This window comes from Streptomyces sp. NPDC006368, assembly GCF_040612535.1.
Classification (GTDB): Bacteria; Actinomycetota; Actinomycetes; order Streptomycetales; family Streptomycetaceae; genus Streptomyces.
The window spans coordinates 94,481-119,796 of sequence record NZ_JBEXQK010000017.1 but is presented as its reverse complement, the minus strand read 5'-3'; the positions used below and the strand labels follow the sequence as shown (position 1 = coordinate 119,796).

The following is a 25,316-nucleotide window of genomic DNA, read 5'->3' as shown; positions in this document are numbered from 1 at the left end:
AAAAATATTTAAATAATATACACTGTATTTGATTGGTGTTCTATTAAGTTCTGGTATGACACCCCGGTCCAGCACCCCACGCCCCCGGCGCCCCCCCCCCCCCCCCCGCCCCCCCCCGGCAGGGTGGACTCCGTGTACGGCGTCCGAAGCCGCCCCCTGGGCCGGCGGGATGAGCATGACGACCCCGCCCGGCCGGTACCCGGACCCGCGTCCGGTCCCTGGCCTTCCCCGCACCCACGGGCAGCGAGTCACCGGTCCTCGCGCGGTTCGCCTTCGGCGCCGGGCCGGACGGACCGCCCCTCGCCCCCATGGACGAGATCACCCAGGGCATCCGCCCGATCGGCAGCGCGACCGGCGGCGGCGTCGCCGCCGGCATCGGCCCCTGAGCCCCACGGGAACGCAGCCCCGCCGGAACGCGGCCCCACAGCAACGCAGCCCCACAGCAACGTACGGTCCTACAGGAACGTACGGCCCTCGCCCCGGTACGTCGGCACCGTCGCCGTCACCCGGTCGCCCTCGACCAGATGCAACCGGTCGAACCGCTCGCACAGCTCACCCGCCTTCGCGTGCCGGAACCACACCTTGTCGCCGATCAGCAGATCGTCGGCCGGCGGGCCCAGCAGCGGCGTCTGCACCTCGCCCGCGCCCTCCATCGCGTCGTAGCGCAGCCCCTCCGGGAGGTACGGCACGGGCAGCCGGTCCCTGCCCGGCGCACCGGACGCCGGATGGCCGCCACCCAGCACGGTCACCACGCCCACACCGGGACGGCGCACGACCGGCTGGGCGAACAGCGCCGCCGGGCGGCCCGTGAACGACGTGTAGTGGTCGAACAGCCGCGGCACGTACAACCCGGAGCCCGCGGCGATCTCGGTCACGCACTCCTCCGCGGCCGTGTGCTGGACGCTCCCCGTACCGCCGCCGTTGACGAACTCCAGGTCCGGCGCCACCGCCCGCACGGCGGCCACCACGGCCGCCCGCCGGACGGCCAGCTCCCTGCGGGCCGCCGCCTGCATCAGCCGCACGGCACGCGACCGCACCGGCCGCCCCTCGACCGCGTCCCCGACCCCGGCGACATGACCCTCGTACGCCATGAGACCGACGAGCCGGAACCCCGGCCGCCGCACCACCGCCCGCGCCACCTCGGCCACCTGGCCCGGGGTGCGCAGCGGTGAGCGCAGGGCCCCCACCCGTACCCGGCCGCCGAGCAGGCGCAGCGACGTATCCAGCTCCAGGCACACCCGTATCTCCTCGGCCCCGCCCTCACGCGCCCGCTCGATCAGGTCCAGCTGCGCCGGGTCGTCGACCATGACGGTCACCGCGCCCGCCAGCTTCGCGTCCCGCGCCAGCTCGGCGAACCCGGCACGGTCGGCCGAGGGGTACGCCAGCAGTACGTCCTCGAAGCCGGCCCGCGCCAGCCACAGCGACTCGTCCAGCGTGAACGACATGACCCCGGCGAAACCGTCCCGCGCGAGCACCCGCTCCAGCAGGGCGCGGCACCGCACGGACTTGCTCGCCACCCGGACCGGCTTCCCGCCGGCCCGGCGGACCAGGTCGTCGGCGTTCGCGTCGAACGCCTCCAGGTCGACCACGGCGAGCGGGGCGTCGAGATGCGCGGTGGCCCGGTCGTACCGGGTCCGGTCAGCGGCACGAGGAGTCATGGCCCGAGCCTGCCAGACCGGCCTACCTGGGGGTAAGGGGGCGGGGCCGCATTGCGGCGGGTACGGGCGGAGCCCGTAGAGTGACGACACGCGCCGACGAACGGGCCTGCTCCGCAAGGCGATCGGCGGCCACCAGGAACAACCGGGACGAGCAGGGGGGCGGATGAGCACCGAGGCACGGCGCCCCGCCTCCCGCATCACCGACGCGCTGCTCCCCTCGGAACGCCCGGCTCCGCAGCGCCCTGACGCCGCGCCCACCGCACCACCCCCGACGGCCCGCCCGGCCGCGGCCCCCCTGATACCGCCGGGCCCGCTGCCACCCGAGCAGCCGCCCACCCGGCAGCCCGTCCCTGCCCCCGCGCAGCCACTCGCCGGCGCCCCCACCCGCGAGCCCGCGCCGACGTCCGCCGAGACCACCACCCGGCTCCGGCCCGTGCCCGCGCCCACCCGGCTCCAGAACGGCCGGCCCCCCGGCCGGCCCGACGGGCACCCGCACCAGCAGCCCCAGTCACAGCCCCACCGCCAGTCGCAGCCGCAGACCCAACCCCAGCCCCAGCCCCACCGCCATCCCCAGCCGCATCCGAACCCCCAAGCGAACCCGCACCCCCGCCCGCACCGGCAGCCGCACTGGGGCCCGCCCCCCGAGGCGCCCGTGGAGACCACCACCCGGCTGCGGCCGATCCGGGACCGCAAGCCCGCCCGCACCGGGGCCGCCGTCGCCTGTCTCGTGCTCGGCCTCGGACTCGTCGGCGGAGCCGGCGCGGGCGCGTGGCTCGCCGGGGACCCGGGCAAGGACGCCGCCGCCCGTACCGGATACACCGAAGCCCGCACCCTCTGGCACAGCGTCCCGGTGGACACCCTCTTCCCGCGCACCCTCCAGGGTGACGGCGCCGGACCCGGCCGCGCCGACCGCGTCTGGACCCGGGTCGCCGTCGCGCCCGACGGCCCCTGCGCGAACGCCCTCGACCCGCTGCTCGTCCAGGTGCTGCGGCCGGTCGGCTGCGCCCGCGTCCTGCGCGCCACGTACACCGACGCGACCACCACCAGCGTCACCACGGTCGGCATGGTCTTCACCGAGGCCGACTCCACCGCGATGACGGCCCTGCGCACCCGCTTCGCCGACGAGAGCCTCGACGAGCGCGCCGACCTCATGCCGCGCACCCTGCCCGCCCCGGGCACCGTCGCCGCCGCGTTCGGTGACGAGCAGCGGGCCAGCTGGCGGGTGAGCGTCCTCACCGAGGTACCGGTGGTCGTCTACGCGGTGTCCGGCTTCGCCGACGGCCGCACCGTCCCCGACCCGCAGCCCGCCGCCGAGGCGATGGCCGAGGGCCGGACGACCGCGCCCGCCCAGGCGGGCCTGGGCCACGAGGCCAAGGGCATCGCCGACCGCATCGAACGCGGCCTGCGCACGGCGGTGGCCGAGAAGACCGCCGAGGAGGCGCGGTGAGACGTCCCCGTATCCTCGCGGCCCTCCTCGCCACCGGTCTGGCCTCCGGTGCCGTCCTGCTGCCGGCCGCCCCGGCCCACGCCGACGCGATCCGCGCCCAGCAGTGGGGCCTGAAGGCGATGCACACCACCGAGGCCTGGCGCACCACCAAGGGGGAGGGGGTCACCGTCGCGGTCCTCGACACCGGCGTCGACGCCACCCACCCCGACCTGGTCGGCAACGTCCTGCCCGGCAAGGACCTCATCGGCTTCGGCGCCGACCGGGGAGACCGCGCCTGGGCCCGCCACGGCACCGCCATGGCCGGCATCATCGCGGGCCACGGACACGGGCCCGGCCGCCGGGACGGCGTCCTCGGCATCGCGCCCGAGGCGAAGATCCTCCCCGTCCGGGTCATCCTCGAAGGCGGCGACCCGGCCCGCGCCAAGGCCCGCACCACCCGGGGCACCGCCCTGGCTAAGGGCATCCGCTGGGCCGTCGACCGGGGCGCCGACGTCATCAACCTGTCCCTCGGCGACGACAGCGAGTCCGCCCACCCCGACGCCGCCGAGGACGCCGCCGTCCAGTACGCCCTCGCCCGGGGCGTCGTCGTGGTCGCCTCGGCCGGCAACGGCGGAGAGAAGGGCGACCACATCTCGTACCCGGCCGCCTACCCCGGCGTCATCGCGGTCACCGCCGTCGACCGCTACGGCACCCACGCCGCCTTCTCCACCAGCCGCTGGTACGCGACCGTCAGCGCACCCGGCGTCGACATCGTCATCCCCGACCCGGACCGCAAGTACTACCAGGGGTGGGGCACCAGCGCGGCCTCCGCGTTCGTCTCCGGAGCCGTCGCCCTGGTCCGCTCCGCACACCCCGGCCTGACCCCCGCCCAGATCAAGCGGCTCCTGACCGACACCGCCCGCGACCGCCCCGACGACGGCGGCCACGACGACGACAAGGGGTACGGCACGGTCGACCCCGCCGCCGCGATCGAGGCGGGCGCCCGGATACGCCCCGCCGACCCCAAGGCCGCCACCTCCGGCTACACCAGGCGGTACTTCGGCGCCGGACCCCTGCCCGCCCCGGCGGACGAATCCGGCTCCGGGCTGCTCGCGCCCGTCACCGGCGGCGTGGGCGTCCTGCTCGTCGGCATCGCCGTCGTCCTGTGGCGAGGGGCCCGCGCGGGCGGGTACTGACACCCCGGCTAGGCTCGACGCGTGGCGCTCAAGAACATCCCTGACCCCGGTTTCTCCGACGACGACGGCACCGCCGACCCCGAGCTCACCGCCGCCCTCGCGGCCTGGGCCGAGGACCGGTCCGCCGAGCCGCGTGTCCTCGCGGCGCTCAGGGGCGCCCGGCTGCTCGTGCCCATCGTCGCCGTCCTCGGCGAGGTGGAGGAGGACGAGAACGGGCTGCGCCGCGAGAAGACCAGCGACATGGCCGTGCCGACGCTCACCGCCGGCGACCGCCGCGCGCTGCCCGCGTTCACGTCCGTCGCGTCGCTGGCCCTGTGGGACCCGGCCGCCCGCCCCGTGGCCGTACCGCTGCACCAGGCGCTCCAGGCCGCCGCCCACGAGAAGGCCGACACGCTCGTACTGGACCTCGCCGGTCCCGTGCCGTACCAGCTGACCGGCCCCGCGCTGCTCGCGCTCGCCGAGGGCCGCACCAGCACCGACCCGCTCGCCGACCCGGCCATCACGGCGGCGGTGCGCGCCGTGGTCGCCGCCGAGCCCTCCGTGGTCCGCGCCCATCTGGCCCGGGGCAGCGCCGACGGCACGCTCGCCCTGGTACTGGCCCCGGACGCGGTGCCCGCCGAGGCGGCCCGGCGCGTCGCCCGCGCGCTGGCGGCCGACGAAACACTGAGGGCCCGCCTGGTGCGCGGCCTCGACCTGGCACTCCTGCCGGCCGCGGCCACGCCCCCGGGCGAGCCCTTCTACGTGAAGCCGTGAGCGCTCAGCCGTAGACCGGACCCGTGTACTTCTCGCCCGGGCCCTGACCCGGCTCGTCCGGCACGATCGACGCCTCGCGGAACGCCAGCTGCAGCGACTTCAGGCCGTCGCGCAGCGGCGCCGCGTGGAACGAGCTGATCTCCGTGGCGCTCGCGTCCAGCAGACCCGCCAGCGCCTGGATCAGCTTGCGCGCCTCGTCGAGGTCCTTGTACCGGTCGCCCTCCTCGGTCAGCCCCAGCTTCACGGCCGCGGCGCTCATCAGGTTGACGGCGACCGTGACGATCACCTCCACCGCGGGGACCTCCGCGATGTCGCGGGTCATCGTGTCGAAGTCGGTCGTCTCGGCGGCGGAGGCGTTGCTCGGCGTGGCGTCACTCATGACGCCCACGATAGGCGTACGCCGCCCGGTTAGCCGCACCCACCGGGAGCTGGTAACCTGGTGTGACGACCGGCTGGACACGACTCGTGATCCGGCCCACAAGTGGAGGCTCCGCTCTCCCACCTGACCGTCCTCCGGGACGGCGGGTCACCGGTCAGGTGGCGCCCATCGTTCCGTACGGACGATGGAGCCGCCCGAATGTGCGCCCCGCGGTTCTCCGTGGCGGTGCTCCGGTAGCACGAGGAGCCCCGCCTGTGTCCCGTTCCGGGGCGTTTTTCATGCGCCGGCGCGGTTGGTCTCACACAACAGACGTTACGCGTCCGTCCGCCAAGCGGTCGCGTGGTGCTACCGAGGAGGATCCATCAGCGCCGAGCCCCGCATCAACGACCGGATTCGCGTTCCCGAGGTGCGACTTGTCGGTCCCAGCGGCGAGCAGGTCGGGATTGTCCCGCTTGCCAAGGCCCTGGAGCTTGCACAGGAGTACGACCTCGACCTCGTCGAGGTCGCGGCGACCGCCCGTCCGCCGGTCTGCAAGCTCATGGACTACGGGAAGTTCAAATACGAGTCGGCCATGAAGGCCCGTGAGGCGCGCAAGAACCAGGCGCACACGGTCATCAAGGAGATGAAGCTCCGGCCGAAGATCGACCCGCACGACTACGACACCAAAAAGGGTCACGTCGTCCGGTTCCTCAAGCAGGGCGACAAGGTCAAGATCACGATCATGTTCCGTGGTCGCGAGCAGTCCCGTCCGGAGCTCGGCTTCCGGCTGCTGCAGCGGCTGGCGGAGGACGTCCAGGACCTCGGCTTCATCGAGTCGAGCCCGAAGCAGGACGGCCGAAACATGATCATGGTTCTCGGTCCGCACAAGAAGAAGACCGAGGCGATGGCCGAGGCCCGCGAGGCGCAGGCCGCCCGCAAGGCGGAGCGCCAGGGTCAGCCCGCGCAGACGGACGAGTCCGTCGAGGCGGAGGAGCCCGTCGAGGCGGAGCAGTCCGCCGAGTAGGCCCACGGAACCCCGAGGGCCTGATTCCAGGGCATCCCGCCCGGGATTCAACCGATCCACCTGACGCTCCCGCGCGCCGGTCCCCGGACCGGCTGGGAGCGCCACTGACGAGGAGAGAACGGCGCTATGCCGAAGAACAAGACGCACAGCGGTGCCAAGAAGCGCTTCAAGATCACCGGCTCCGGCAAGGTGCTGCGCGAGCGCGCCGGCAAGCGCCACCTGCTCGAGCACAAGTCGTCCAAGCTGACGCGTCGCCTCACCGGCAACGCCGAAATGGCCCCGGGTGACGCCGCCAAGATCAAGAAGATGCTGGGCATCTGATTGACCTCGCGCCCTCGGTGACGGGGGCTTCCGGGCACCGACCGGGACCTAATCGTTTCCGGGCCGTGTGAGTCCAACCACGGCCCCGCTACAAGGAGTTAACACGTGGCACGCGTCAAGCGGGCAGTCAACGCCCACAAGAAGCGCCGGGCGATCCTCGAGCAGGCCAGCGGCTACCGCGGTCAGCGCTCCCGCCTGTACCGCAAGGCCAAGGAGCAGGTCACCCACTCCCTGGTCTACAACTACAACGACCGCAAGAAGCGCAAGGGCGACTTCCGTCAGCTGTGGATCCAGCGCATCAACGCCGCTGCCCGCGCCAACGGCATCACCTACAACCGCTTCATCCAGGGTCTGAAGGCCGCCAACATCGAGGTGGACCGCAAGATCCTCGCGGAGCTCGCCGTCAACGACGCGGGTGCGTTCTCCGCGCTCGTCGAGGCCGCCCAGAAGGCGCTGCCGAGCGACGTCAACGCCCCGAAGGCCGCCGCCTGATCTCCCAGGCAGCAGACCTCCGCCCGGACCCGCAGGCCCCGCGCCTGCGGGTCCGGTCTGTTCCACCCCCGCGCGTACGAGAAGAGAGCCGCCGACCACCATGGGCACCCCCGAGCTGATCTCCCCGCGATCCCCGCGTGTCATCGCCGCCCGGCGGCTCGCCAAGCGGAACTTCCGGGGCAAGGAGCGGCGGTTCATCGCCGAGGGCCCGCAGGCCGTACGGGAGGCCGTCGCCCACCGCGGCGGAGGCGAGCCGACGCTGGTCGAGCTGTTCACCACCGTCGAGGCCGCCGAGCGGTACGCCGACATCGTCGAGGCCGCCCGCGCCACCGGCGCCCGCGTCCACCACGCCTCCGACGCCGTGCTCGCCGAGGTCTCCCAGACCGTCACCCCCCAAGGGCTCCTCGGGGTGTGCCGCTTCCTCGACTCGCCGTTCGAGGAGATCCTCACGGGCCGCCCCAAGCTGGTCGCCGTCCTCGCCCACGTACGCGACCCCGGGAACGCCGGGACGGTGCTGCGCTGCGCCGACGCGGCCGGCGCCGACGCCGTCGTCCTCACCGACGCCTCCGTCGACCTGTACAACCCCAAGGCGGTCCGCGCCTCCGTCGGGTCCGTCTTCCACCTGCCGGTGGCCGTCGGCGTCCCCGTCGAGCAGGCCGTCGCCGGCCTCAGGGGCGCGGGCGTACGGATCCTCGCCGCCGACGGGGCGGGCGAGGCCGACCTGGACGCCGAGCTCGACGCCGGCACCATGGGCGGCCCCACCGCCTGGATCTTCGGCAACGAGGCCTGGGGCCTGCCCGAGGAGACCCGCGCCCTCGCCGACGCCGTGGTGCGCGTCCCGATCCACGGCAAGGCCGAGAGCCTGAACCTGGCGACCGCCGCCGCCGTATGTCTCTACGGCTCCGCGCGTGCGCAGCGCGCTGCCGGAGGGTGCCGCTCCGTGACGCCGAGCTAGTAGGCTGACGGCCTCGGGGGGACGGCCCACTGTGCTGCACTGAGGGGTGGGAGCGGCGATGACGCTCGGGACGAGCAGGCCGGCGGAGGCGCGGGCCGCTTTACTGAACCGGTCCGGCGGGCCGGGCGCGTACGCGCACACCTACGACCCCGACGACCTGCCCGACGGTCTGGTCGTCGCCGATGAGCACGGCACCGTGGTGTGCTTCAACACCGCCGCCGTACGCATCACCGCCGTACCCCGCGACCAGGCCCTCGGCCGGCCGCTGGAGGAGGCCCTGCCGCTGGAGGACCTCAAGGGCCGCCGCTGGTGGGCGCTGACCGACCCGTACGGCGGTCTCGCCATCCGCGTCGGCCAGCCCGAGCGCAACCTGCTGCTGCCCGGCGGACGGGAGGTGCTCGTCGCCGCCCGGTACGTCCGCGAGCACCCCACCGGACCCGTGCGCAAGGTCGTCGTCACCCTGCGCGGCACCGAGGCCCGCCGCCGCACCGAGCGCAGCCACGCCGAGCTGATCGCCACCGTCGCCCACGAGCTGCGCTCCCCGCTCACCTCCGTCAAGGGGTTCACCGCCACCCTGCTCGCCAAGTGGGAGCGGTTCACCGACGACCAGAAGCGGCTGATGCTGGAGACCGTGGACGCCGACGCCAACCGCGTCACCCGGCTCATCGCCGAACTGCTGGACATCTCCCGAATAGACTCCGGGCGCCTCGAGGTGCGCCGCCAGCCCGTCGACATCGCCGCCGCCGTGGGACGGCACATCCAGGCCCACACCGCGCGCGGCCAGTCCCCGGACCGGTTCTTCCTCCGGGTACGGAGTCCGCTGCCGGATCTGTGGGCCGACCCGGACAAGATCGACCAGATCCTCGGCAACCTGCTCGAAAATGCGGTGCGGCACGGCGAGGGAACCGTCACCATCGAGGTGGCGCCCACCGGCGCCACCGACGACGAGAAGGGAACGGCCGTCACCGTGAGCGACGAAGGCCCCGGCATCCCCGAGGAGTCGATGGGCCGTGTCTTCACCCGTTTCTGGCGGGGGAGCAAGCGCGGCGGGACGGGTCTCGGCCTGTACATCGTCAAGGGCATCGTCGAGGCGCACGGCGGGACGATCACCGTCGGCCGCGGGCCCGCCGGTGGCGCCCAGTTCCGATTCACGCTGCCCGTGGGCGCCCCGGCCTATCTGTCCTGACGGACGCCGGCGCCGTCCACGGGCTGATCCGCGGCTCATCCGCATGCCCATACCCCGTTAGACTCGTCCTTTGGCACCTTTGCGTCCTCGGTCGTCGAGCGGGGGCCCCAGCCAGCCCATCGGAAGTACGGGAAGAGATGTCGGCACCGAACAAGTCGTACGACCCAGTCGAGGTCGAAGTACTGAAACCGGAAGAGATCGAGCGCATGCGGGACGAGGCGCTCGCCGCCTTCGCCGCCGCCGGTGACCTCGACGCGCTCCACGAGGCGAAGGTCGCGCAGACCGGCCCCACCTCGCCGCTCGCGCTCGCCAACCGGGAGATCGGCGCCCTGCCGCCGCACGCCAAGGCCGAGGCCGGCAAGCGCGTCGGCCAGGCCCGCGGTGCCGTGAACAAGGCACTCGCCGCGCGGCAGGCGGAGCTCGAAGCCGAGCGCGACGCCCGTGTGCTGGTCGAGGAGGCGGTGGACGTCACCCTGCCCCACGACCGCACCCCGGCCGGCGCCCGTCACCCGCTGACCACCCTCATGGAGCGGATCGAGGACGTCTTCGTCGCCATGGGCTACGAGGTCGCCGAGGGCCCCGAGGTCGAGTCCGAGTGGCTCAACTTCGACGCGCTCAACATCGCCGTCGACCACCCCGCGCGCGGGGAGCAGGACACCTTCTTCGTGGCCGACGCCGAGGGCACCTCCGGCTCCGGTGTCGTGCTGCGCACGCACACCTCGCCCGTCCAGGTCCGCTCCATGCTGGACCGCGAGCCCCCGGTGTACGTGATCTGCCCCGGCCGCGTGTACCGCACGGACGAGCTGGACGCCACGCACACCCCGGTCTTCCACCAGGTCGAGCTGCTCGCCGTCGACGAGGGCCTCACCATGGCCGACCTCAAGGGCACCCTCGACCACATGGTCCAGGCGCTCTTCGGCGGCGAGGGCATGAAGACCCGGCTGCGGCCGAACTTCTTCCCCTTCACCGAGCCGTCCGCCGAGATGGACATGGTCTGCTACGTGTGCCGCGGTGAGTCCGTCGGCAACCCGGACCGTCCTTGCCGCACCTGCTCCAGCGAGGGCTGGATCGAGCTCGGCGGCTGCGGCATGGTCAACCCGAAGGTGCTGACCGCCTGCGGCGTGGACCCCGAGAAGTACAGCGGATTCGCCTTCGGGTTCGGCATCGAGCGGATGCTGATGTTCCGCCACAACGTCGAAGACATGCGAGACATGGTCGAGGGTGACGTCCGGTTCACCCGGCCGTTCGGGATGGAGATCTGATGCGGGTCCCGCTTTCCTGGCTGCGGGAGTACGTCGACCTGCCGGCGACCGAGACCGGCCGTGACGTACAGACCAAGCTCATCGCGGCGGGTCTCGAGGTCGAGACCGTCGAGCGGCTCGGCGCCGGCCTCAAGGGCCCGCTGGTCGTCGGCCAGGTCCTCACCATCGAGGAGCTGACCGAGTTCAAGAAGCCGATCCGCTTCTGCACCGTCGACGTCGGCCGGGCCGGGGGGACCGGCGAGCCGCAGGAGATCATCTGCGGCGCCCGGAACTTCACCGAGGGCGACAAGGTCGTCGTGGCCCTGCCCGGCGCCGTGCTGCCCGGCGACTTCGAGATCGCCGAGCGCAAGACGTACGGCCGGATCTCCCGCGGCATGATCTGCTCCGGCGACGAGCTCGGCATGGGCGACGACGGCACGCACGGCATCATCGTGCTGCCGCCCGAGATCGAGGTCGGCGTCGACGCCGCCGAGCTGCTGGAGCTGTACGACGAGGTCCTCGACATCGCCGTCACCCCCGACCGCGGCTACTGCCTGTCGCTGCGCGGCGTCGCCCGCGAGGCCGCCACCGCCTACGGCCTGCCCCTGCGCGACCCGGCGCTGCTCGACGTGCCCGCGCCGAACTCGTACGGCTACCCGGTCAAGGTCTCCGACCCGATCGGCTGCGACCGCTTCACCGCGCGCACGGTCGTCGGGCTCGACCCCGAGGCGCGCTCCCCGATCTGGCTGCGCCGCCGCCTCCAGAAGGCCGGCATGCGCCCGATCTCGCTCGCCGTCGACGTCACGAACTACGTGATGCTGGAGCTCGGCCAGCCGCTGCACGCGTACGACCGCGGCCGGGTCCAGGGCGCGATCGGTGTGCGCCGTGCCGAGCAGGGCGAGAAGTTCACCACCCTGGACGGCGTCAAGCGGGTCCTCGACGCCGAGGACCTGGTGATCACGGACGACCGCGGGCCGATCGGCCTCGCGGGCGTGATGGGCGGCGCCAACACCGAGATCGCCGACTCCGTGACCGACCCGGAGACGGGCGAGGTCCGCGGGACGACCGAGGTCGTCATCGAGGCCGCCCACTTCAACCCGGTCGCCGTCGCCCGCACCGCCCGCCGCCACAAGCTGTCGTCCGAGGCGTCCCGGCGCTTCGAGCGCGGCGTCGACCCGCAGGCCGCGGCCGCCGCCGCGCAGCGCACCGTCGACCTGCTGGTGCTCCTCGCGGGCGGCACCGCCGAGGCCGGCGTCACCGAGATCATCGCGCCGTCCGCGCCGCGCACGATCACGATGCGCGCGGACCACCCCGACCGGGTCGCCGGTGTCGTCTACGGCCGCGAGACCGTCGTACGCCGCCTCCAGGAGGTCGGCTGCGACGTGTACGGGCAGGACGAGCTGACCGTCACCGTCCCGTCGTGGCGCCCCGACCTCGCCCACCCGAACGACCTCGCCGAAGAGGTCATCCGGCTGGAGGGGTACGAGAACCTGCCGTCCACCCTGCCGAAGCCGCCGTCCGGCCGTGGGCTCACCGGGCGGCAGCGGCTCCACCGCCGCGTCGGCCGGGCGCTGGCCGGCGCCGGGTACGTCGAGGCGCCGAACTACCCGTTCGTCTCGGAGCAGGTCTTCGACCAGCTCGGTCTGGCGGCGGACGACCCCTGCCGCAAGGTGGTCACGCTCGTCAACCCGCTCTCCGACGAGGAGCCGGCGATGCGCACCGCGCTGCTGCCGGGGCTGCTCGGCGCGCTGCGCCGCAACGACGGGCGCGGCAGCCACGACCTGGCGCTCTTCGAGACCGGGCTGGTCTTCCACCCCGTCGACGAGACCGGTGCCGCGGTGGCCCTCCCCGTCGACCGCCGCCCCACGGACGAGGAGATCGCGAAGCTCAACGCGCCGCTGCCCGAGCAGCCGCGGCACGTCGCGGTCGTGCTCGCCGGGGCGCGTGAGCAGGCCGGCTGGTGGGGCAAGGGCCGCCCGTCCGACTGGGCCGACGCGGTCGAGGCCGCCCGGACCGTCGCCCGCGAGGCCGGTGCCGAGCTGATCGTGCGTCAGGGCCAGTACGGTCCGTGGCACCCGGGCCGCTGCGCCGAGCTGGCCGTCGTCGTGGACGGCGAGGAGCAGGTCGTCGGGTACGCGGGTGAGCTGCACCCGCGGGTCGTCAAGGCTCTGCACCTGCCCGCCCGCACGTGCGCGATGGAGCTCAACCTCGACGCCGTCGAGCGGGCCTCGGCCGGTGCCCCGCGCGCGCCGCGGATCTCCACCTTCCCGGTCGCCACGCAGGACGTCGCGCTGGTCGTCGCCCAGGACGTGCCGGCCACCGAGGTCGAGGCCGTGCTCCGCGAGGGCGCAGGTGAACTGCTGGAGTCCATCCGGCTGTTCGACGTCTTCACCGGTGAGCAGATCGGCGAGGGCAGGAAGTCCCTGGCCTACGCGCTGCGCTTCCGTGCCGCCGACCGCACCCTGACCGTCGAGGAGGCCTCGGCCGCCCGCGACGCCGCGGTGGCGCTGGCCGCCGAGCGCACCGGGGCGGTGCTGCGCGGCGCCTGACGGCTCACAGCGAGGGGATGAGGGGCATGGCCGGAACACCCGGCATGCCCCTCACTCATTCGAGTGGGGGGTCTGGTGGATTTTCCCCCGGGAGATGGACGATCGACAGAATCGTCCCGACCGCGTGAGGGGCCACGAGAAGGGCGGTCCGCATGATCCGTACGAGATCCAGACTTCGTCGCCTCACCCCCCTCGCGCTGCCCGCCCTCTGGGGCGGCGTCGCCGTCCTCTGGAAGCTGACCTGCCCGCTCGCCCGGCAGGAGGGGCTGCCCACCCGGATCGCCACGAGCGCCGTCTTCCTGACGGTGGGCGCCGGGCTCGTCCTCGGCATCCGGCGCGGCCTGACTCGGGAGTTGAAGCAGATCCGGGCCATCGCCCAGGCCACCCAGCAGGTCCTGCTGCGCCCGCTGCCGCCCCGGCTGGACGGTCTGGCCGTGGCCGCGGCCCAGCTCTCCGTGGCCCGGGGCGCCGCCGTGGGCGGCGATCTGTACGAGGCGGTCAGCACCCCGCACGGGGTGCGGATCGTCATCGGTGACGTACGCGGCCACGGGCTGGGGGCGCTCGGGGCCGTCGCCGCCGTGCTCGGCAGCTTCCGGGAGGCGGCGCACGACGAGCCCGGACTCGGCGGCGTACTGCGGCGGCTGGACCGGGCCCTCGGACGGCACCTGTGCGAGCGGGCGCGCGACGAGCACCCGGCCTCCGGTGGCTTCGACCCGTACAGCCCGGCGGCGGAGGAATTCGTCACCGTACTGCTCCTGGAGATCGACCGCGACGGCGACGTACTGGCCCTCAACTGCGGGCATCCCCGGCCGTACCGGCTGGGACCGCGCGGCGCAAAACCGCTGGCGGCGGGCGACCCGTTGCCCCCGCTCGGGGCCTTCCCGCTCCCGGAGGAACTGCCCGTACACCGGTGCACGCGGCTGCTGCCGGGCCAGGCGCTGGTCCTGCACACGGACGGGGCGGAGGACGCGCGCGACGCCGCCGGCCGGTACTTCCCGCTGGAGGAGGTCCTGACCCGGGCCGCGCGGACGGGCGCGGCTCCCGGCGCCGTCGTCCATCAGGTGCACTCCGCGCTGCTGCGCCACACCGGCGGGCGGCTCACCGACGACGTGGCGCTGCTGGTCGTCCGCAACGACCGCTGCCGGGCACCGGCGCACTCCCCGGACCCAGGACCGTGCCGGACGCGCACCGCGCCCTCCCCTCGCTAGACGCCGCCGACGGGGCGGCCGGCGCCGTCCGCCCCGCCCCGGAGCGCCGGGCAGATCAGGCGGAGCGGACGACGCGGAACGGGCCACCGCACTGGTGTGTGTGTGGGGGGGCGGTGACCCTGCCGCCTCTGTGAGAGACGCTCAGTCAACCCGCGCCCGGCGCACGGCGGCAGAGCACGCGGTGCGCGGATACGGGCATTGCGTTCACAACCCGTGCGAAAGCGACTCCACTACGCTGGGCGCACGGAGTCACCGGAGGGGCACCCATGCAGCCCAACACCCTGCTCGACGCCCTGCTCGACGAAGCGGGCGTCTCCCATGCCGGCCTGGCGGCGCACGTCAACCAGGCGGGCCGGGTGAGAGGCCTGGCCCTGCGGTACGAACACACGGCGGTGGCCCGCTGGCTGAAGGGCCAGCGCCCGCGCGGCCAGGTGCCGGACCTGATCTGCGAGGTGCTGAGCGCCCGGCTGCACCGCTCCGTCACCCTCGACGACATCGGCCTCGGGGTGCCGGGCGGGGCCGATGCCCCGCACGGTTCGCCGCTCTCCGGCTTCGTCGAGCGGGCCACCGCCCTGTGGCGCTCCGACGAGCAGCAACGGCCGCACATACTGGGCGCCCAGGCGGTGACCGGCACGCCCGCCGTGATGCCCGTGTGGGAGTGGGAGAACCCGCCCGAGGACGCCGATGTCTCGCGCGACGGTCAGACGCGGGTCGCCCCGTCCGACATCGAGATGCTGCGCGCCGCCCGGGCGCACTACGAGCTGATGTATCGCAGGGCGGGCGGAATCGCGACGCGCGCCCGGATCGTGGGGTTCCTGAACGCGGAGACCGCGCCGCTGCTGCGCGGCGCCTACAGCGACGCGCTCGGCCGCCAGTTGCACCGGGCGACCGGCGGACTGGTGGCGGTCGCCGGGATCTGCGCGTACGACTCCGACGCGCACGGACTGGCCCAGCGCTACTTCCACCAGGCGCTGCGGCTGGCGAAGGCGAGCGGGGACCGCGGGCTCGGCGCCTATGTGATCGCGCTGCTGGTCAACCAGTCGCTGTTCATGGGGGAGTACCGGCAGTCGGTGGCGTTCGCGGAGGCGGCACTGCGCACGGCGGGCAGTCACATCACCCCCGCGCTCGCCGCCGATCTGTTCGCGATGCAGGGGAAGGCGTACGCGCACCTCGGCGACGGCTCCGGTGCCCTGCGGTGCATCCGGCACGCGGAGGCGGAGGCGGAGCGGATCCGGCCCGGCCGTGAGCCGGACGAGACCGGCTACGTCCAGCCCGGGCTGGTCAACGTGCAGGTGGCCGAGGCGCTGTTGAGTCTGGGCGACCTGGACGCCGCCCGGGAGAACGCCGCGGCGGCCGTCCGCACGCCGGCGCACGACCGGGGCCGGGTCCACCGGCTGGCGATGCTCAGCCAGATCGAGTTGCTGCAGGGGGAGCCCGACCGGGCGGCGCGCACCGCCGTCGAAATGGCCGAGCGGGCCCGGGGGATGGAGTCACAGCGGCTGCGGGACCGGCTGCGTGCGATGCGCGAGCGGTTGGCGGCGAGCGGCTGCGGCGACGCGCGCGAGGCCGCCGAACTCATCGACGGCGCGCTGCGCGTACCGCTCTGAGCTTGCCCGCCGGGGTAGTCCTCCTGCGATATTGCCATCTACTTGTCGGAAGGTGGCAGAACCGTGCAGTGGACGAAATTAAACGAACAAACTGTGTATGAGAATCGCTGGTTCAAGGTGAACCTCGCGGACGTCGCACTCCCCGACGGCCGCCACCTCGACCACTTCCTCATCCGGCTCCGCCCGGTCGCCGTCGCGACCGTCGTCAACGAGGCCAACGAGGTGCTGATGCTGTGGCGCCATCGCTTCATCACCGACAGCTGGGGCTGGGAGCTGGCCGCGGGCGTCGTCGAGGACGGCGAGGACATCGCGGCGGCGGCGGCGCGCGAGATGGAGGAGGAGACGGGCTGGCGCCCGGGCCCGCTGCGCCACCTCCTGACCGTCGAACCGTCCAACGGTCTCACCGACGCCCGCCATCACCTGTACTGGTCGGAGGAGGCGACGTACACCGGCCATCCCGAGGACGATTTCGAGTCGTCGCGCCGGGAGTGGATCCCGCTCAAGCTGGTGCCCGACATGATCGCCCGTGGCGAGGTCCCGGCCGCCAACATGGCGGCCGGGCTGCTGATGCTGCACCATCTGCGGCTGGGCTGAGCCCCGCTCAGTTGCCGAGCGCCTGCCAGGCCGCCACCACCAGGGCGCCCACCGCGGTGAGCACGGAGACGGCGGGCAGGGGCCACTTGGCGTGCTCCAGCGCCGAGACGCGCGCGGCCAGATCGGTCAGATCTCGGTCGATCTGGCCGTGTCGCTGGGCGAGCAGCGCCAGTTGCCCGTCGATCCGGGCGAGGCCGACGTCGAGACAGCGGCGCAGCTCGGCGAACTCCTCGACGGCCGTTAAGTGATCGGGTCCGGTGGTCACGGTTTCCGCTCCTCTTCGTTGACTGAGCGGCTCCGAGTCAACTCTTCCGGATCGAGCGCTGGGAGCGTGTGCGCACGGCATATGCGAACACGCTCCGCACACCCCGTGCGAATGTCAGTCGCCCTGCGTCACCCGTACGGGTAGAAGCCGGAGCCCGTCTTGCGGCCGAGCCGGCCCGCGTCCACCATCCGCTGGAGCAGCGGGGGAGCGGCGTACAGCGGCTCCTTGTACTCCGCGTACATCGAGTCGGCGACCGAGGCGACGGTGTCCAGGCCGATCAGGTCCGCGAGCTTGAGCGGGCCCATCGGGTGGGCGCAGCCCATCTCCATGCCGTTGTCGATGTCCTCACGGCTGGCGATGCCCGACTCGAACATCCGGATCGCGGAGAGCAGGTACGGGATCAGCAGCGCGTTCACCACGAAACCGGAGCGGTCCTGGGCGCGGATCGCGTGCTTGCCCAGCACCTTCTCGACCACGGCCTGGGCGCGGCTGATCGTGCCCTCGGAGGTGGTCAGCGCCGGGATCAGCTCGACGAGCTGCTGCACCGGGGCCGGGTTGAAGAAGTGGATGCCGATGACCTGGTCGGGGCGGGACGTCGCCACGGCCAGCTTCACCAGCGGGATGGAGGAGGTGTTGGAGGCGAGGATCGCGTCCTGGCGGGTCACCACCTGATCCAGGACCTGGAAGATCTCGGTCTTGACCTGCTCGTTCTCGACGACCGCCTCGATCACCAGGTCACGGTCGGCGAACTCGCCGAGGTCGGTGGTGAAGCTGAGCCGGGCCAGCGTCGCGTCGTGCTCCTCCTGGGTGATCTTGCCGCGGTCGGCGGCCTTGGAGAGCGAGTTGTACAGCCGGGTACGGCCGATCTCCAAAGCCTCGCCGGTGGTCTCGGCGACCTTGACCTCCAGGCCGCTGCGGGCGCACACCTCCGCGATGCCCGCGCCCATCTGGCCGCAGCCGACCACTCCGACGCGTTCGATGTCGGTCACATCGTGCCTTTCGCTGTTCTTCCCGGTGGCGGTCCCCCGTGTGATTCCGGCGCCGCCTCGACCCCCCGACGTTACTCCGTTCGCCCCGGTGGAGGGCGGGCCGGGGCGGGCATGCTCTGCGGTACGTCCGGACACCAACCGGTTAGGGGCAACGAATGCGGCATAGCGGACGGAACGTCGGAAGACGTACCGGAGAGAGCGGCGGGGAGAGCAACGGAGGAGGCAGCGGAGGGGGCCTCGGGGCAGAGAGGACGGGGCGCATCGGTCGAAGGGGGCTCGTGGCGGGCGCGGCGGTGGCGCTGGCGTCCCTGCTGATGCCCGGCGAGGCGGGTGCGGCGCCCGGGCGGCTCCCCGCCGGGCGGGCGGCACGCCGCCGGGCGGGCAACAAGGACTTCCGCGGGGTGTGGCTGGCCACGGTCTCCAACCGCGACTGGCCCTCGCGGCCCGGCCTGCCGGTCGACCAGCAGCGCGCCGAGCTGCTGGCCCACCTGGACACCGCCGTCGAGCGGCGCCTGAACGCGGTGATCTTCCAGGTGCGGCCCACCGCGGACGCGCTGTGGCCGTCGCCGTACGAACCCTGGTCGCAGTACCTCACCGGCGTACCGGGGAAGGACCCCGGCTGGGACCCGCTGGGCACCGCCGTCGAGGAGGCGCACCGGCGCGGCCTGGAGCTGCACGCCTGGTTCAACCCGTACCGCGTGGCCAACCACACCGACCCGGCGAGACTGGCCGAGGGGCACCCGGCCCGGGTCCACCCGGAGTGGGTCCTGCCGTACGGCGGGAAGCTGTACTACAACCCGGGGCTGCCGGAGGTGCGGCACTTCGTGCAGGACGCCATGCTCGACGCCGTCCGCCGGTACGACGTCGACGCCGTGCACTTCGACGACTACTTCTATCCGTATCCGGTCGCCGGGCAGGTCTTCGCCGACGACGACGCGTACGCGCGGTACGGCGCGGGCTTCCCGGACCGGGCCGCCTGGCGGCGCGACAACATCGACCGGCTCGTATCCGAGATGGCGTACCGGATCAAGGAGACCAAGGGGCACGTCCGGTTCGGGGTCAGCCCGTTCGCGGTGTGGCGCAACGCCGCCACCGATCCGCTCGGCTCCGACACCCGGGCCGGTGTGCAGACGTACGACGACCTGCACGCCGACACCCGCAGATGGGTGCGGGAGCGCTGGATCGACTACGTCGTGCCGCAGCTCTACTGGCACATCGGCTTCGCCGCGGCCGACTACGCGAAGCTGCTCCCCTGGTGGGACGAGGTCGTCCGGGGCACGGACGTCGACCTCTACGCGGGGGAGGCGCTGTACAAGGCGGGTGACCCGGCCCAGCCGGAACCCTGGCAGGATCCGGCCGAACTGTCCCGCCACCTCACCCTGGCCGAGGAGTACGTCCGCGTGCGCGGCCATGTCTTCTTCGCGGCCAAGGAGGTGAGGACGGACCGCATCGGGGCGATGGCCAGAGTGGTGGCCGATCACTACCCGCGGGCGGCCCGCCCCTGGAGCCAGGGGCCGTAGCGGCCTGTCAGGCCGGGGCCGGTCCCGGCCGGACGGGCTAGCCGGGCTCCTTGTGGCGTACGACGGTGTCGGGGCCGGGTGCCATCAGCGTCTCGTGCCCGTCGTCGAAGCGGACGCGGTACGGGGGGTCGCCGTTCGGCCCCAGCACCTCGACGACTTCGGCGGTCCGGTCGTGCTGGCCGACGGTCCTGCCGTGCACCGTCAGCTTGTCGCCCACGCTCGCGTGCATCGCGTGACCTCCTCGCGCCGTCTGTTCCGTGAGTGGTTCCGTGTCTCGGAGCCGTCCCGTATGGGGAGTCTACGTCCGCAGGTGTGGTCCGCGTCACTTCGGGAGCGGGCTCAGGCCCGCGCCCGCTGGGTGGCCGCGATGCACACCAGGACCGCACCGGCCGCCAGCGGCGCGGCGGCCGACATCGGCTCGCCCAGCAGGAGCACCGACCAGACCAGGGTGAGGAGTGGCTGGGCCAGCTGCAACTGGCTGGCCCGGGCGATGCCGATCGCCGCCATGCCCCGGTACCAGACGTACAGGCCGAGGAACATGGACCCGGCCGCCGCCCAGGCCAGGCCCGCCACGCCGTGGGCGGTCAGCCGCACCGGCTCGGCGGCCAGGGCGAGGAGCGCCCCCACCACGGCCGCCGGCAGGCACAGGATCAGCGCCCAGCCGATGACCTGCCAGCCCGGCATCGCCCGGGCCAACCGGCCACCCTCGGTGTATCCGGCGGCGCACACCAGCAGGGCGCCGAACAGGTACAGGTCGGCGCCCGACAGCGCTCCGCCGCTCTGCTGCACGGTGAACACGATCACCACCGCCGCCCCGGCCAGCGCGGCCAGCCAGAACCCCCTGGACGGCCGCCTGCCGGTGCGCACGGCGGCGAGCGCGGCGGTCGTCAGCGGCAGCAGCCCCACCACCACCGCGGCGTGTGACGAGGTCGACGTCCGCAGCGCCAGCGTGGTGAGCAGCGGGAAGCCCACCACGACCCCGCCGGCGACCACCGCGAGCCCCGGCCAGTGGCGGCGCTCAGGGACCGGTACGCGCAGCGCGAGCAGGAAGGCTCCTGCGATCAGCGCGGCCAGGGCGCAGCGCAGGGCGACGAACGACCAGGGGCCGAAGCTCTCCAGCCCCCAGACGGTCGACGGGAAGGTGAGCGAGAACGCGAGGACGCCGAGGGAGGCGAGCGCCGTTCCGCCGCGGACACGGGGGCCGGGCAGGCCCTCCAGCGCGCCGCCGCCGGGCGGCCGGCCGCCCGGCCCGGGGCTGTCCGGCACGCGGCTGTCCGGGCGGGGGCTCTCATCCACTGCTATCGACCTGAGTGGAGTAGCGCTATTCTCTGGTGTCATGCATGAGCGTAGCAGCGTCGCGGAATTGGCGGGGATCCTGAAGCGGGAGCTGGACCGCTACTCACCTGGTGGAAAGCTGCCGTCCAGTCGGGCGCTCGTCGAGCGCTTCCGGGTCTCCCCGGTGACCGTCTCCCGCGCCCTCGCCCAGCTCGCCGCCGAGGGCCTGGTCGTCACCCGCCCCGGCGCGGGCGCCTTCCGGGCCCTGCCCCGTACCGGCACACCGGCCCCCGGGGACACCTCCTGGCAGGAGGTCACCCTCAGCGCCGACTCCGCGACCGAGCTGGTGCCGCGCTCCGTCGACGCGTCGGGCGTCCTCGTCACCCTCGCCGCGCCACCGGCGGGCGTCATCGAGTGCAACGGTGGCTATCTGCACCCCTCGCTCCAGCCCGAACGCGCCCTCGCCGCCGCACTGGCCCGCGCCGGCCGCCGGCCGGGGGCCTGGGGCCGACCCCCCATCGACGGCCTGCCCGAACTGCGCGACTGGTTCGCCCGCGAGATCGGCGGCACCGTCACCGCCGCCGACGTCCTGATCACCGCGGGCGGCCAGTCCGCGATCACCACCGCGCTGCGGGCGCTCGCCCCGCCCGGCGCCCCCGTCCTCGTCGAGTCACCCACCTACCCGGGCATGCTGGCCGTCGCCCGCGCCACCGGGCTGCGCCCCGTGCCCGTACCGGTCGACGGCGACGGCGTCCGCCCCGAACTGCTGGCCACCGCCTTCCGTGCCACCGGCGCCCGCGTCTTCGTCGCCCAGCCGCTCTTCCAGAACCCCACGGGCGCGGTCCTCCCCGCCGGCCGGCGCCGCGAGGTCGTGCGCATCGCCCGCGAGGCCGGCGCCTTCGTCGTGGAGGACGACTTCGCCCGCCGCCTCGGCCACGAGGACGCGGGCCCGCTTCCCGCGCCGCTCGTCGCCGACGACCCGGACGGCGTCGTCGTCCACGTCCGCTCGCTCACCAAGATCGCCTCGCCCAGCCTGCGGGTCGGCGCGCTGGCCGCCCGCGGCCCCGTGCTGGAGCGGCTGCGCGCCATCCACGTCGTCGAGAACTTCTTCGTACCGCGCCCGCTCCAGGAGGCCGCGCTGGAGCTCGTCGGCTCACCGGCCTGGGGCCGCCACCTCCGGGCCGTGGCTGCCGAGTTGACCGCCCGCCGCACCGCCATGACGGCCGCCCTCGCGCAGCACCTGCCGGAATTCGCCCTGCCCCGCGTCCCCTCCGGCGGCAACCACCTCTGGCTCCGCCTGCCGGATACCACCGACGAGTCCGCCCTGCTCGCCGCCGCCCTGCGCGCGGGCGTCGCGATCGCCCCCGGCCGCCCCTACTTCTGTGCCGAACCACCTGCCGGCCATGTGCGGTTGAGCTTCGCGGGCGTCGCCGGCCCGGCCGAGATCGCGGAGGGCGTGCGCAGGCTCCGCACGGCCCACGACGCTCTGCGGCCGTGAGAAGGGCGTGGCACGCGCCACTGACAACAGGCCCCCGCCCTGACAGAGTTTGATCATGGACACGACCGCGACAGCCCTGGACGCGTACGAGCTCTCCACCGACCCCGCCCGCCTGGACCGGGCGCGCATCCACCACTGGCTGTCGACCGACGCGTACTGGGCGATCGGCCGCAGCCGCGACAAGCAGGACCGCGCCATCGACGGGTCCCTGAACTTCGGCGCGTACGAGACGGCCACGGGCGAGCTCGTCGCGTACGCCCGGGTCGTCACCGACCACGCGACCTTCGCCTGGCTCTGCGACGTCTACGTCGACCGCTCAGCCCGCGGCCAGGGCCTGGGCACCGCCCTCGTCGAGGCGGTCCGCGACCACTTCGCCCCGCTGGGCATCAAGCGGATCGTGCTCGCCACCGAGGACGCGCACGGCGTGTACGAGAAGATCGGCTTCCAGGCGCTGGCCGCCCCCGAACACTGGATGGCGCTCCCGTTCCCGCAGCCCGACGGACCGCCGCCGAGCCGGCCCACGGGGGAGTGACCCGGTGGCGCACGGGCGGCCGGCGGTCAGCGGGGTGCCCGCGAGCGGCTAGCCTGAAGGCACGATGAACCGTTTGACCACGTCATGGGCCGATGCCGAACTCGCCCGCTTCCCCGAGGACCCGCGCGACCCGCTGCGCGCCTGGGACGCCGCCGACGAGTACCTCCTGCGCCACCTGGCCGAGGAGCACCGCGAAGGGCTCGAAGCCGCGCCCGGCGGCACCGTGGCCGTGGTCGGCGACCGGTGGGGCGCCGTGGTCACCTCGCTCGCCGCGCTCCGCCCCGTACAGATCACCGACTCCTTCCTCACCCGCGAGGCCACCCGCGCCAACCTCGCCCGCAACGGCGTCGACGAGGCGTCCGTACGGCTCCTGACCACACGGGACGCGCCGCCCGAGCGCATCGACGTCCTGCTCGTGCGCGTCCCCAAGAGCCTCGCGCTCCTGGAGGACCAGCTGCACCGCCTCGCCCCCGCCGTGCACGCCGGGACGGTCGTCGTCGGCACCGGCATGGTCAAGGAGATCCACACCTCCACGCTCAAGCTCTTCGAGCGCCTGATCGGGCCCACCCGCACCTCGCTGGCCGTCAAGAAGGCCCGGCTCATCTTCGCCACGCCCGACCCGGCCCTCCCCAGGACACCCAACCCCTGGCCGCACCGGTACGCCCTGCCCGGCGACGCCGCGACCGCCGTCGCCGGGCGGACCGTCGTCAACCACGCCGGGATCTTCTGCGGCGACCGCCTCGACATCGGCACCCGTTTCCTCCTCCGACACCTGCCGAGCGGCCTCGGCCGCTCCCGCGTCGTCGACCTGGGGTGCGGCAACGGCGTCATCGGCCTCGCGGTCGCGCTCGCCGACCCCGACGCGGAGCTGCTCCTGGTCGATGAGTCGTACCAGGCGGTGGCGTCGGCGGAGGAGACCTTCCGGGAGAGCGCCGCGCCCGGCACCAAGGCGGAGTTCCTGGTGGGGGACGGACTCACGGGCGTACCGGCCGACTCCGTGGACCTCGTCCTCAACAACCCGCCCTTCCACAGCCACCAGGCCACCACCGACCGCACCGCCCGCCGCATGTTCACCGGCGCGCGCCGCGCCCTGCGGCCCGGCGGCGAGCTCTGGGTCATCGGCAACCGTCACCTGGGCTACCACGCGACGCTGCGCCGGATCTTCGGCAACTGCGAGGTGGTCGCGAGCGACCCGAAGTTCGTGGTGCTGCGCGCGGCGAAGCGCTGACCGCAGCGGCCCGCCGCGGCGCCGGCCCGGGGACGTCGGCGGCGACCCGACTCCCCGTCAACCCGCTTCGTGTGCCGCCCCTCAGGCTGCCGAGGTGAACACGAGCGACGCGTTGTGACCCCCGAACCCGAACGCGTTCGTCAGCGCCGCCCGCACCGGACCCCGCCGGGGCGCGCCCGTGACGACGTCCAGTTCGACCTCCGGGTCCAGCGCGTCGAGGTTCCGCGTCGCGGGGATGACACCGTCCCGCACCGCGAGGATCGCGGCCAGGGCGCCGACCGCGCCCGCCGCGCCGAACAGGTGCCCCGTCATCGACTTCGTCGCCGTGACGGCCGGATGGACACCGATGGCCTCGGCCACCGACCGGGCCTCGGCCAGGTCACCCTTCGGCGTGGACGTCGCGTGGGCGTGGACGTGCGCGATGTCGAGCGGCGACAGCCCCGCGGCCTCCAGCGCCCGGCGCATCGCCCGTATCTGGCCCTCCGGATGCGCGGCCGTGATGTGGTACGCGTCCGAGGTCACCCCGGCCCCGGCCAGCGCAGCGTGAGTACGGGCCGCCCGCGCGGCGGCGAACTCGGCCCGCTCCAGGACCACCACGGCGGCGCCCTCGCCGATCACGAAGCCGTCGCGGTCGACATCGAAGGGCCGCGACGCCCGGTCGGGCGCGTCGTTGCGCGTCGAGTGGGCCCTGGCCTGAGCGAAACCGGCCAGCGGCAGCGGGCAGATGCACGCCTCCGCGCCGCCCGCCACGACCACGTCGGCCCGGCCGAGCCGGATCAGGTCCAGCCCCGTCGCGATGGCCTCCGCCCCCGACGCGCAGGCGCTGACCGGCGTGTGCGCACCGCCGCGGGCCCCGAGCTCGATGCTCACCCAGGCCGCGGCGCCGTTCGCCATCAGCATCGGCACCGTGTGCGGGGACACCCGCCGTACCCCGGAGGTTTCGAGCACGTCGTCCTGGCCGAGCATGGTCAGCGCGCCGCCCGTCCCCGTACCGATCACCACCGCCAGGCGCTCCGGCTCGACGCCGGGGGCGCCCGCGTCGGCCCATGCCTCGCGGGCCGCGATCAGCGCGACCTGCTCGCAGCGGTCCAGGCGCCGCGCCTGCACCCGGTCCAGCACCTCGGCCGGCTCGACCGCGAGCCTGCCGGCGATCCGCACGGGCAGGCCGGCCGCCCACTCCTCCTCGATCGCGCCGATCCCGGACCGCCCGGCCAGCATCCCCGCCCAGGTCGACGCGGCATCCCCGCCGAGCGGGGTGGTGGCCCCGAGACCCGTCACCACGACGTCACCGATGTCATTGTTCACGGACCGAACCTCCTTGTAGGAACAACACAGCTCCCCGCACTCCCTCCTCGCGCGGAAAGATCCACCAGCAGCCACTCTGCCAGCCATGTGAGGAAGGGTCAGGTGCGCTTTTCCATGGAGTCCGGTGCGTGAAATT

Annotated in this window: 24 protein-coding genes; 17 read left to right on the top strand and 7 right to left on the bottom strand. The window is 73.6% G+C overall.

Annotated features, from left to right (window positions below):
- Positions 1 to 455: 455 nt before the first annotated feature.
- Positions 456 to 1,658, bottom strand: a complete 1,203-nt coding sequence (locus ABZZ38_RS15880; RefSeq protein ID WP_356739856.1) for an amino acid deaminase/aldolase — start codon at positions 1,656 to 1,658, stop codon at positions 456 to 458.
- A gap of 652 nt (positions 1,659 to 2,310) precedes the next feature.
- Between ABZZ38_RS15880 and ABZZ38_RS15875 the strand changes: the two genes are divergently transcribed.
- Genes ABZZ38_RS15875 through ABZZ38_RS15865 form a run of 3 tightly spaced genes read left to right on the top strand, consistent with a single transcriptional unit; the run spans position 2,311 to position 5,033 of the window.
- Complete coding sequence (locus ABZZ38_RS15875; protein WP_356739869.1) at positions 2,311 to 3,105, top strand: hypothetical protein; 795 nt, start codon at positions 2,311 to 2,313, stop codon at positions 3,103 to 3,105.
- The gene (gene mycP, locus ABZZ38_RS15870; protein WP_356739855.1) at positions 3,102 to 4,280 is read left to right on the top strand and encodes a type VII secretion-associated serine protease mycosin; all 1,179 of its coding nucleotides are present in this window, start codon (positions 3,102 to 3,104) and stop codon (positions 4,278 to 4,280) included. Before ABZZ38_RS15875 ends, mycP begins: the two co-directional genes overlap by 4 nt.
- Positions 4,281 to 4,301: 21 nt before the next feature.
- Positions 4,302 to 5,033, top strand: a complete 732-nt coding sequence (locus ABZZ38_RS15865) for an SseB family protein (protein ID WP_356739853.1) — start codon at positions 4,302 to 4,304, stop codon at positions 5,031 to 5,033.
- 4 nt (positions 5,034 to 5,037) lie between these two features.
- On the opposite strand, the gene ABZZ38_RS15860 is transcribed toward ABZZ38_RS15865, so the two are convergent.
- The gene (locus tag ABZZ38_RS15860) at positions 5,038 to 5,412 is read right to left on the bottom strand and encodes a DUF1844 domain-containing protein (RefSeq protein ID WP_356739851.1); all 375 of its coding nucleotides are present in this window, start codon (positions 5,410 to 5,412) and stop codon (positions 5,038 to 5,040) included.
- Between the two features lie 292 nt (positions 5,413 to 5,704).
- Here ABZZ38_RS15860 and infC point away from each other — a divergent pair, with 292 nt between their 5' ends.
- From infC to ABZZ38_RS15810, 10 genes are all read left to right on the top strand, one after another.
- A complete protein-coding gene (gene infC / locus ABZZ38_RS15855) occupies positions 5,705 to 6,415 on the top strand; it encodes a translation initiation factor IF-3 (RefSeq protein WP_356739849.1) in 711 nt (236 codons plus the stop codon).
- A 126-nt stretch (positions 6,416 to 6,541) separates the two neighbouring features.
- Entirely contained in the window at positions 6,542 to 6,736 is a 195-nt protein-coding gene (gene rpmI / locus ABZZ38_RS15850) for a 50S ribosomal protein L35 (RefSeq protein ID WP_019884943.1), read from the top strand.
- Between the two features lie 105 nt (positions 6,737 to 6,841).
- Entirely contained in the window at positions 6,842 to 7,228 is a 387-nt protein-coding gene (rplT, locus tag ABZZ38_RS15845; protein ID WP_356739847.1) for a 50S ribosomal protein L20, read from the top strand.
- A 100-nt stretch (positions 7,229 to 7,328) separates the two neighbouring features.
- Positions 7,329 to 8,183, top strand: coding sequence for an RNA methyltransferase (locus tag ABZZ38_RS15840; RefSeq protein WP_356739845.1), 855 nt, complete (start codon positions 7,329 to 7,331; stop codon positions 8,181 to 8,183).
- A gap of 58 nt (positions 8,184 to 8,241) precedes the next feature.
- Positions 8,242 to 9,369 carry an ATP-binding protein gene (locus ABZZ38_RS15835; protein WP_356739843.1) on the top strand — a complete coding sequence of 376 codons (1,128 nt, stop codon included), beginning with the start codon at positions 8,242 to 8,244 and terminating at the stop codon, positions 9,367 to 9,369.
- Positions 9,370 to 9,506: 137 nt separating this feature from the next.
- The gene (gene pheS, locus ABZZ38_RS15830) at positions 9,507 to 10,631 is read left to right on the top strand and encodes a phenylalanine--tRNA ligase subunit alpha (protein WP_356739841.1); all 1,125 of its coding nucleotides are present in this window, start codon (positions 9,507 to 9,509) and stop codon (positions 10,629 to 10,631) included.
- Positions 10,631 to 13,159, top strand: coding sequence for a phenylalanine--tRNA ligase subunit beta (gene pheT / locus ABZZ38_RS15825; protein WP_356739839.1), 2,529 nt, complete (start codon positions 10,631 to 10,633; stop codon positions 13,157 to 13,159). Before pheS ends, pheT begins: the two co-directional genes overlap by 1 nt.
- 152 nt (positions 13,160 to 13,311) lie before the next feature.
- Entirely contained in the window at positions 13,312 to 14,367 is a 1,056-nt protein-coding gene (locus ABZZ38_RS15820; RefSeq protein WP_356739837.1) for a PP2C family protein-serine/threonine phosphatase, read from the top strand.
- A 266-nt stretch (positions 14,368 to 14,633) separates the two neighbouring features.
- A complete protein-coding gene (locus tag ABZZ38_RS15815) occupies positions 14,634 to 15,974 on the top strand; it encodes a transcriptional regulator (protein ID WP_356739835.1) in 1,341 nt (446 codons plus the stop codon).
- Between the two features lie 63 nt (positions 15,975 to 16,037).
- The gene (locus ABZZ38_RS15810) at positions 16,038 to 16,568 is read left to right on the top strand and encodes an NUDIX domain-containing protein (protein WP_356739833.1); all 531 of its coding nucleotides are present in this window, start codon (positions 16,038 to 16,040) and stop codon (positions 16,566 to 16,568) included.
- Between the two features lie 7 nt (positions 16,569 to 16,575).
- Here the strand turns inward: ABZZ38_RS15810 and ABZZ38_RS15805 are convergent, their stop codons facing one another.
- On the bottom strand, positions 16,576 to 16,833 hold the full coding sequence (locus ABZZ38_RS15805; RefSeq protein ID WP_356739831.1) for a hypothetical protein: 258 nt from the start codon (positions 16,831 to 16,833) through the stop codon (positions 16,576 to 16,578).
- A gap of 128 nt (positions 16,834 to 16,961) precedes the next feature.
- Positions 16,962 to 17,822: a 3-hydroxybutyryl-CoA dehydrogenase gene (locus ABZZ38_RS15800; RefSeq protein ID WP_356739829.1), complete on the bottom strand. Its 861-nt coding sequence runs from the start codon at positions 17,820 to 17,822 to the stop codon at positions 16,962 to 16,964.
- A 314-nt stretch (positions 17,823 to 18,136) separates the two neighbouring features.
- Here ABZZ38_RS15800 and ABZZ38_RS15795 point away from each other — a divergent pair, with 314 nt between their 5' ends.
- Complete coding sequence (locus ABZZ38_RS15795) at positions 18,137 to 19,342, top strand: family 10 glycosylhydrolase (RefSeq protein WP_356739867.1); 1,206 nt, start codon at positions 18,137 to 18,139, stop codon at positions 19,340 to 19,342.
- A gap of 37 nt (positions 19,343 to 19,379) precedes the next feature.
- Here the strand turns inward: ABZZ38_RS15795 and ABZZ38_RS15790 are convergent, their stop codons facing one another.
- Positions 19,380 to 19,571, bottom strand: coding sequence for a DUF1918 domain-containing protein (locus ABZZ38_RS15790; RefSeq protein ID WP_356739828.1), 192 nt, complete (start codon positions 19,569 to 19,571; stop codon positions 19,380 to 19,382).
- 110 nt (positions 19,572 to 19,681) lie between these two features.
- Positions 19,682 to 20,680, bottom strand: a complete 999-nt coding sequence (locus tag ABZZ38_RS15785; protein ID WP_356739826.1) for a DMT family transporter — start codon at positions 20,678 to 20,680, stop codon at positions 19,682 to 19,684.
- Here ABZZ38_RS15785 and ABZZ38_RS15780 point away from each other — a divergent pair.
- The 3 genes from ABZZ38_RS15780 (at position 20,679) to ABZZ38_RS15770 (ending at position 23,875) form a co-directional block, all read left to right on the top strand.
- Positions 20,679 to 22,115: a PLP-dependent aminotransferase family protein gene (locus ABZZ38_RS15780; RefSeq protein WP_356739824.1), complete on the top strand. Its 1,437-nt coding sequence runs from the start codon at positions 20,679 to 20,681 to the stop codon at positions 22,113 to 22,115. The genes ABZZ38_RS15785 and ABZZ38_RS15780 overlap by 2 nt on opposite strands.
- A 55-nt stretch (positions 22,116 to 22,170) precedes the next feature.
- Entirely contained in the window at positions 22,171 to 22,647 is a 477-nt protein-coding gene (locus ABZZ38_RS15775) for a GNAT family N-acetyltransferase (RefSeq protein WP_356739822.1), read from the top strand.
- A 64-nt stretch (positions 22,648 to 22,711) separates the two neighbouring features.
- Entirely contained in the window at positions 22,712 to 23,875 is a 1,164-nt protein-coding gene (locus tag ABZZ38_RS15770; protein ID WP_356739820.1) for a methyltransferase, read from the top strand.
- A gap of 81 nt (positions 23,876 to 23,956) precedes the next feature.
- Here the strand turns inward: ABZZ38_RS15770 and ABZZ38_RS15765 are convergent, their stop codons facing one another.
- Entirely contained in the window at positions 23,957 to 25,180 is a 1,224-nt protein-coding gene (locus ABZZ38_RS15765) for a beta-ketoacyl-ACP synthase II (protein ID WP_356739818.1), read from the bottom strand.
- Between the last annotated feature and the right edge of the window lie 136 nt (positions 25,181 to 25,316).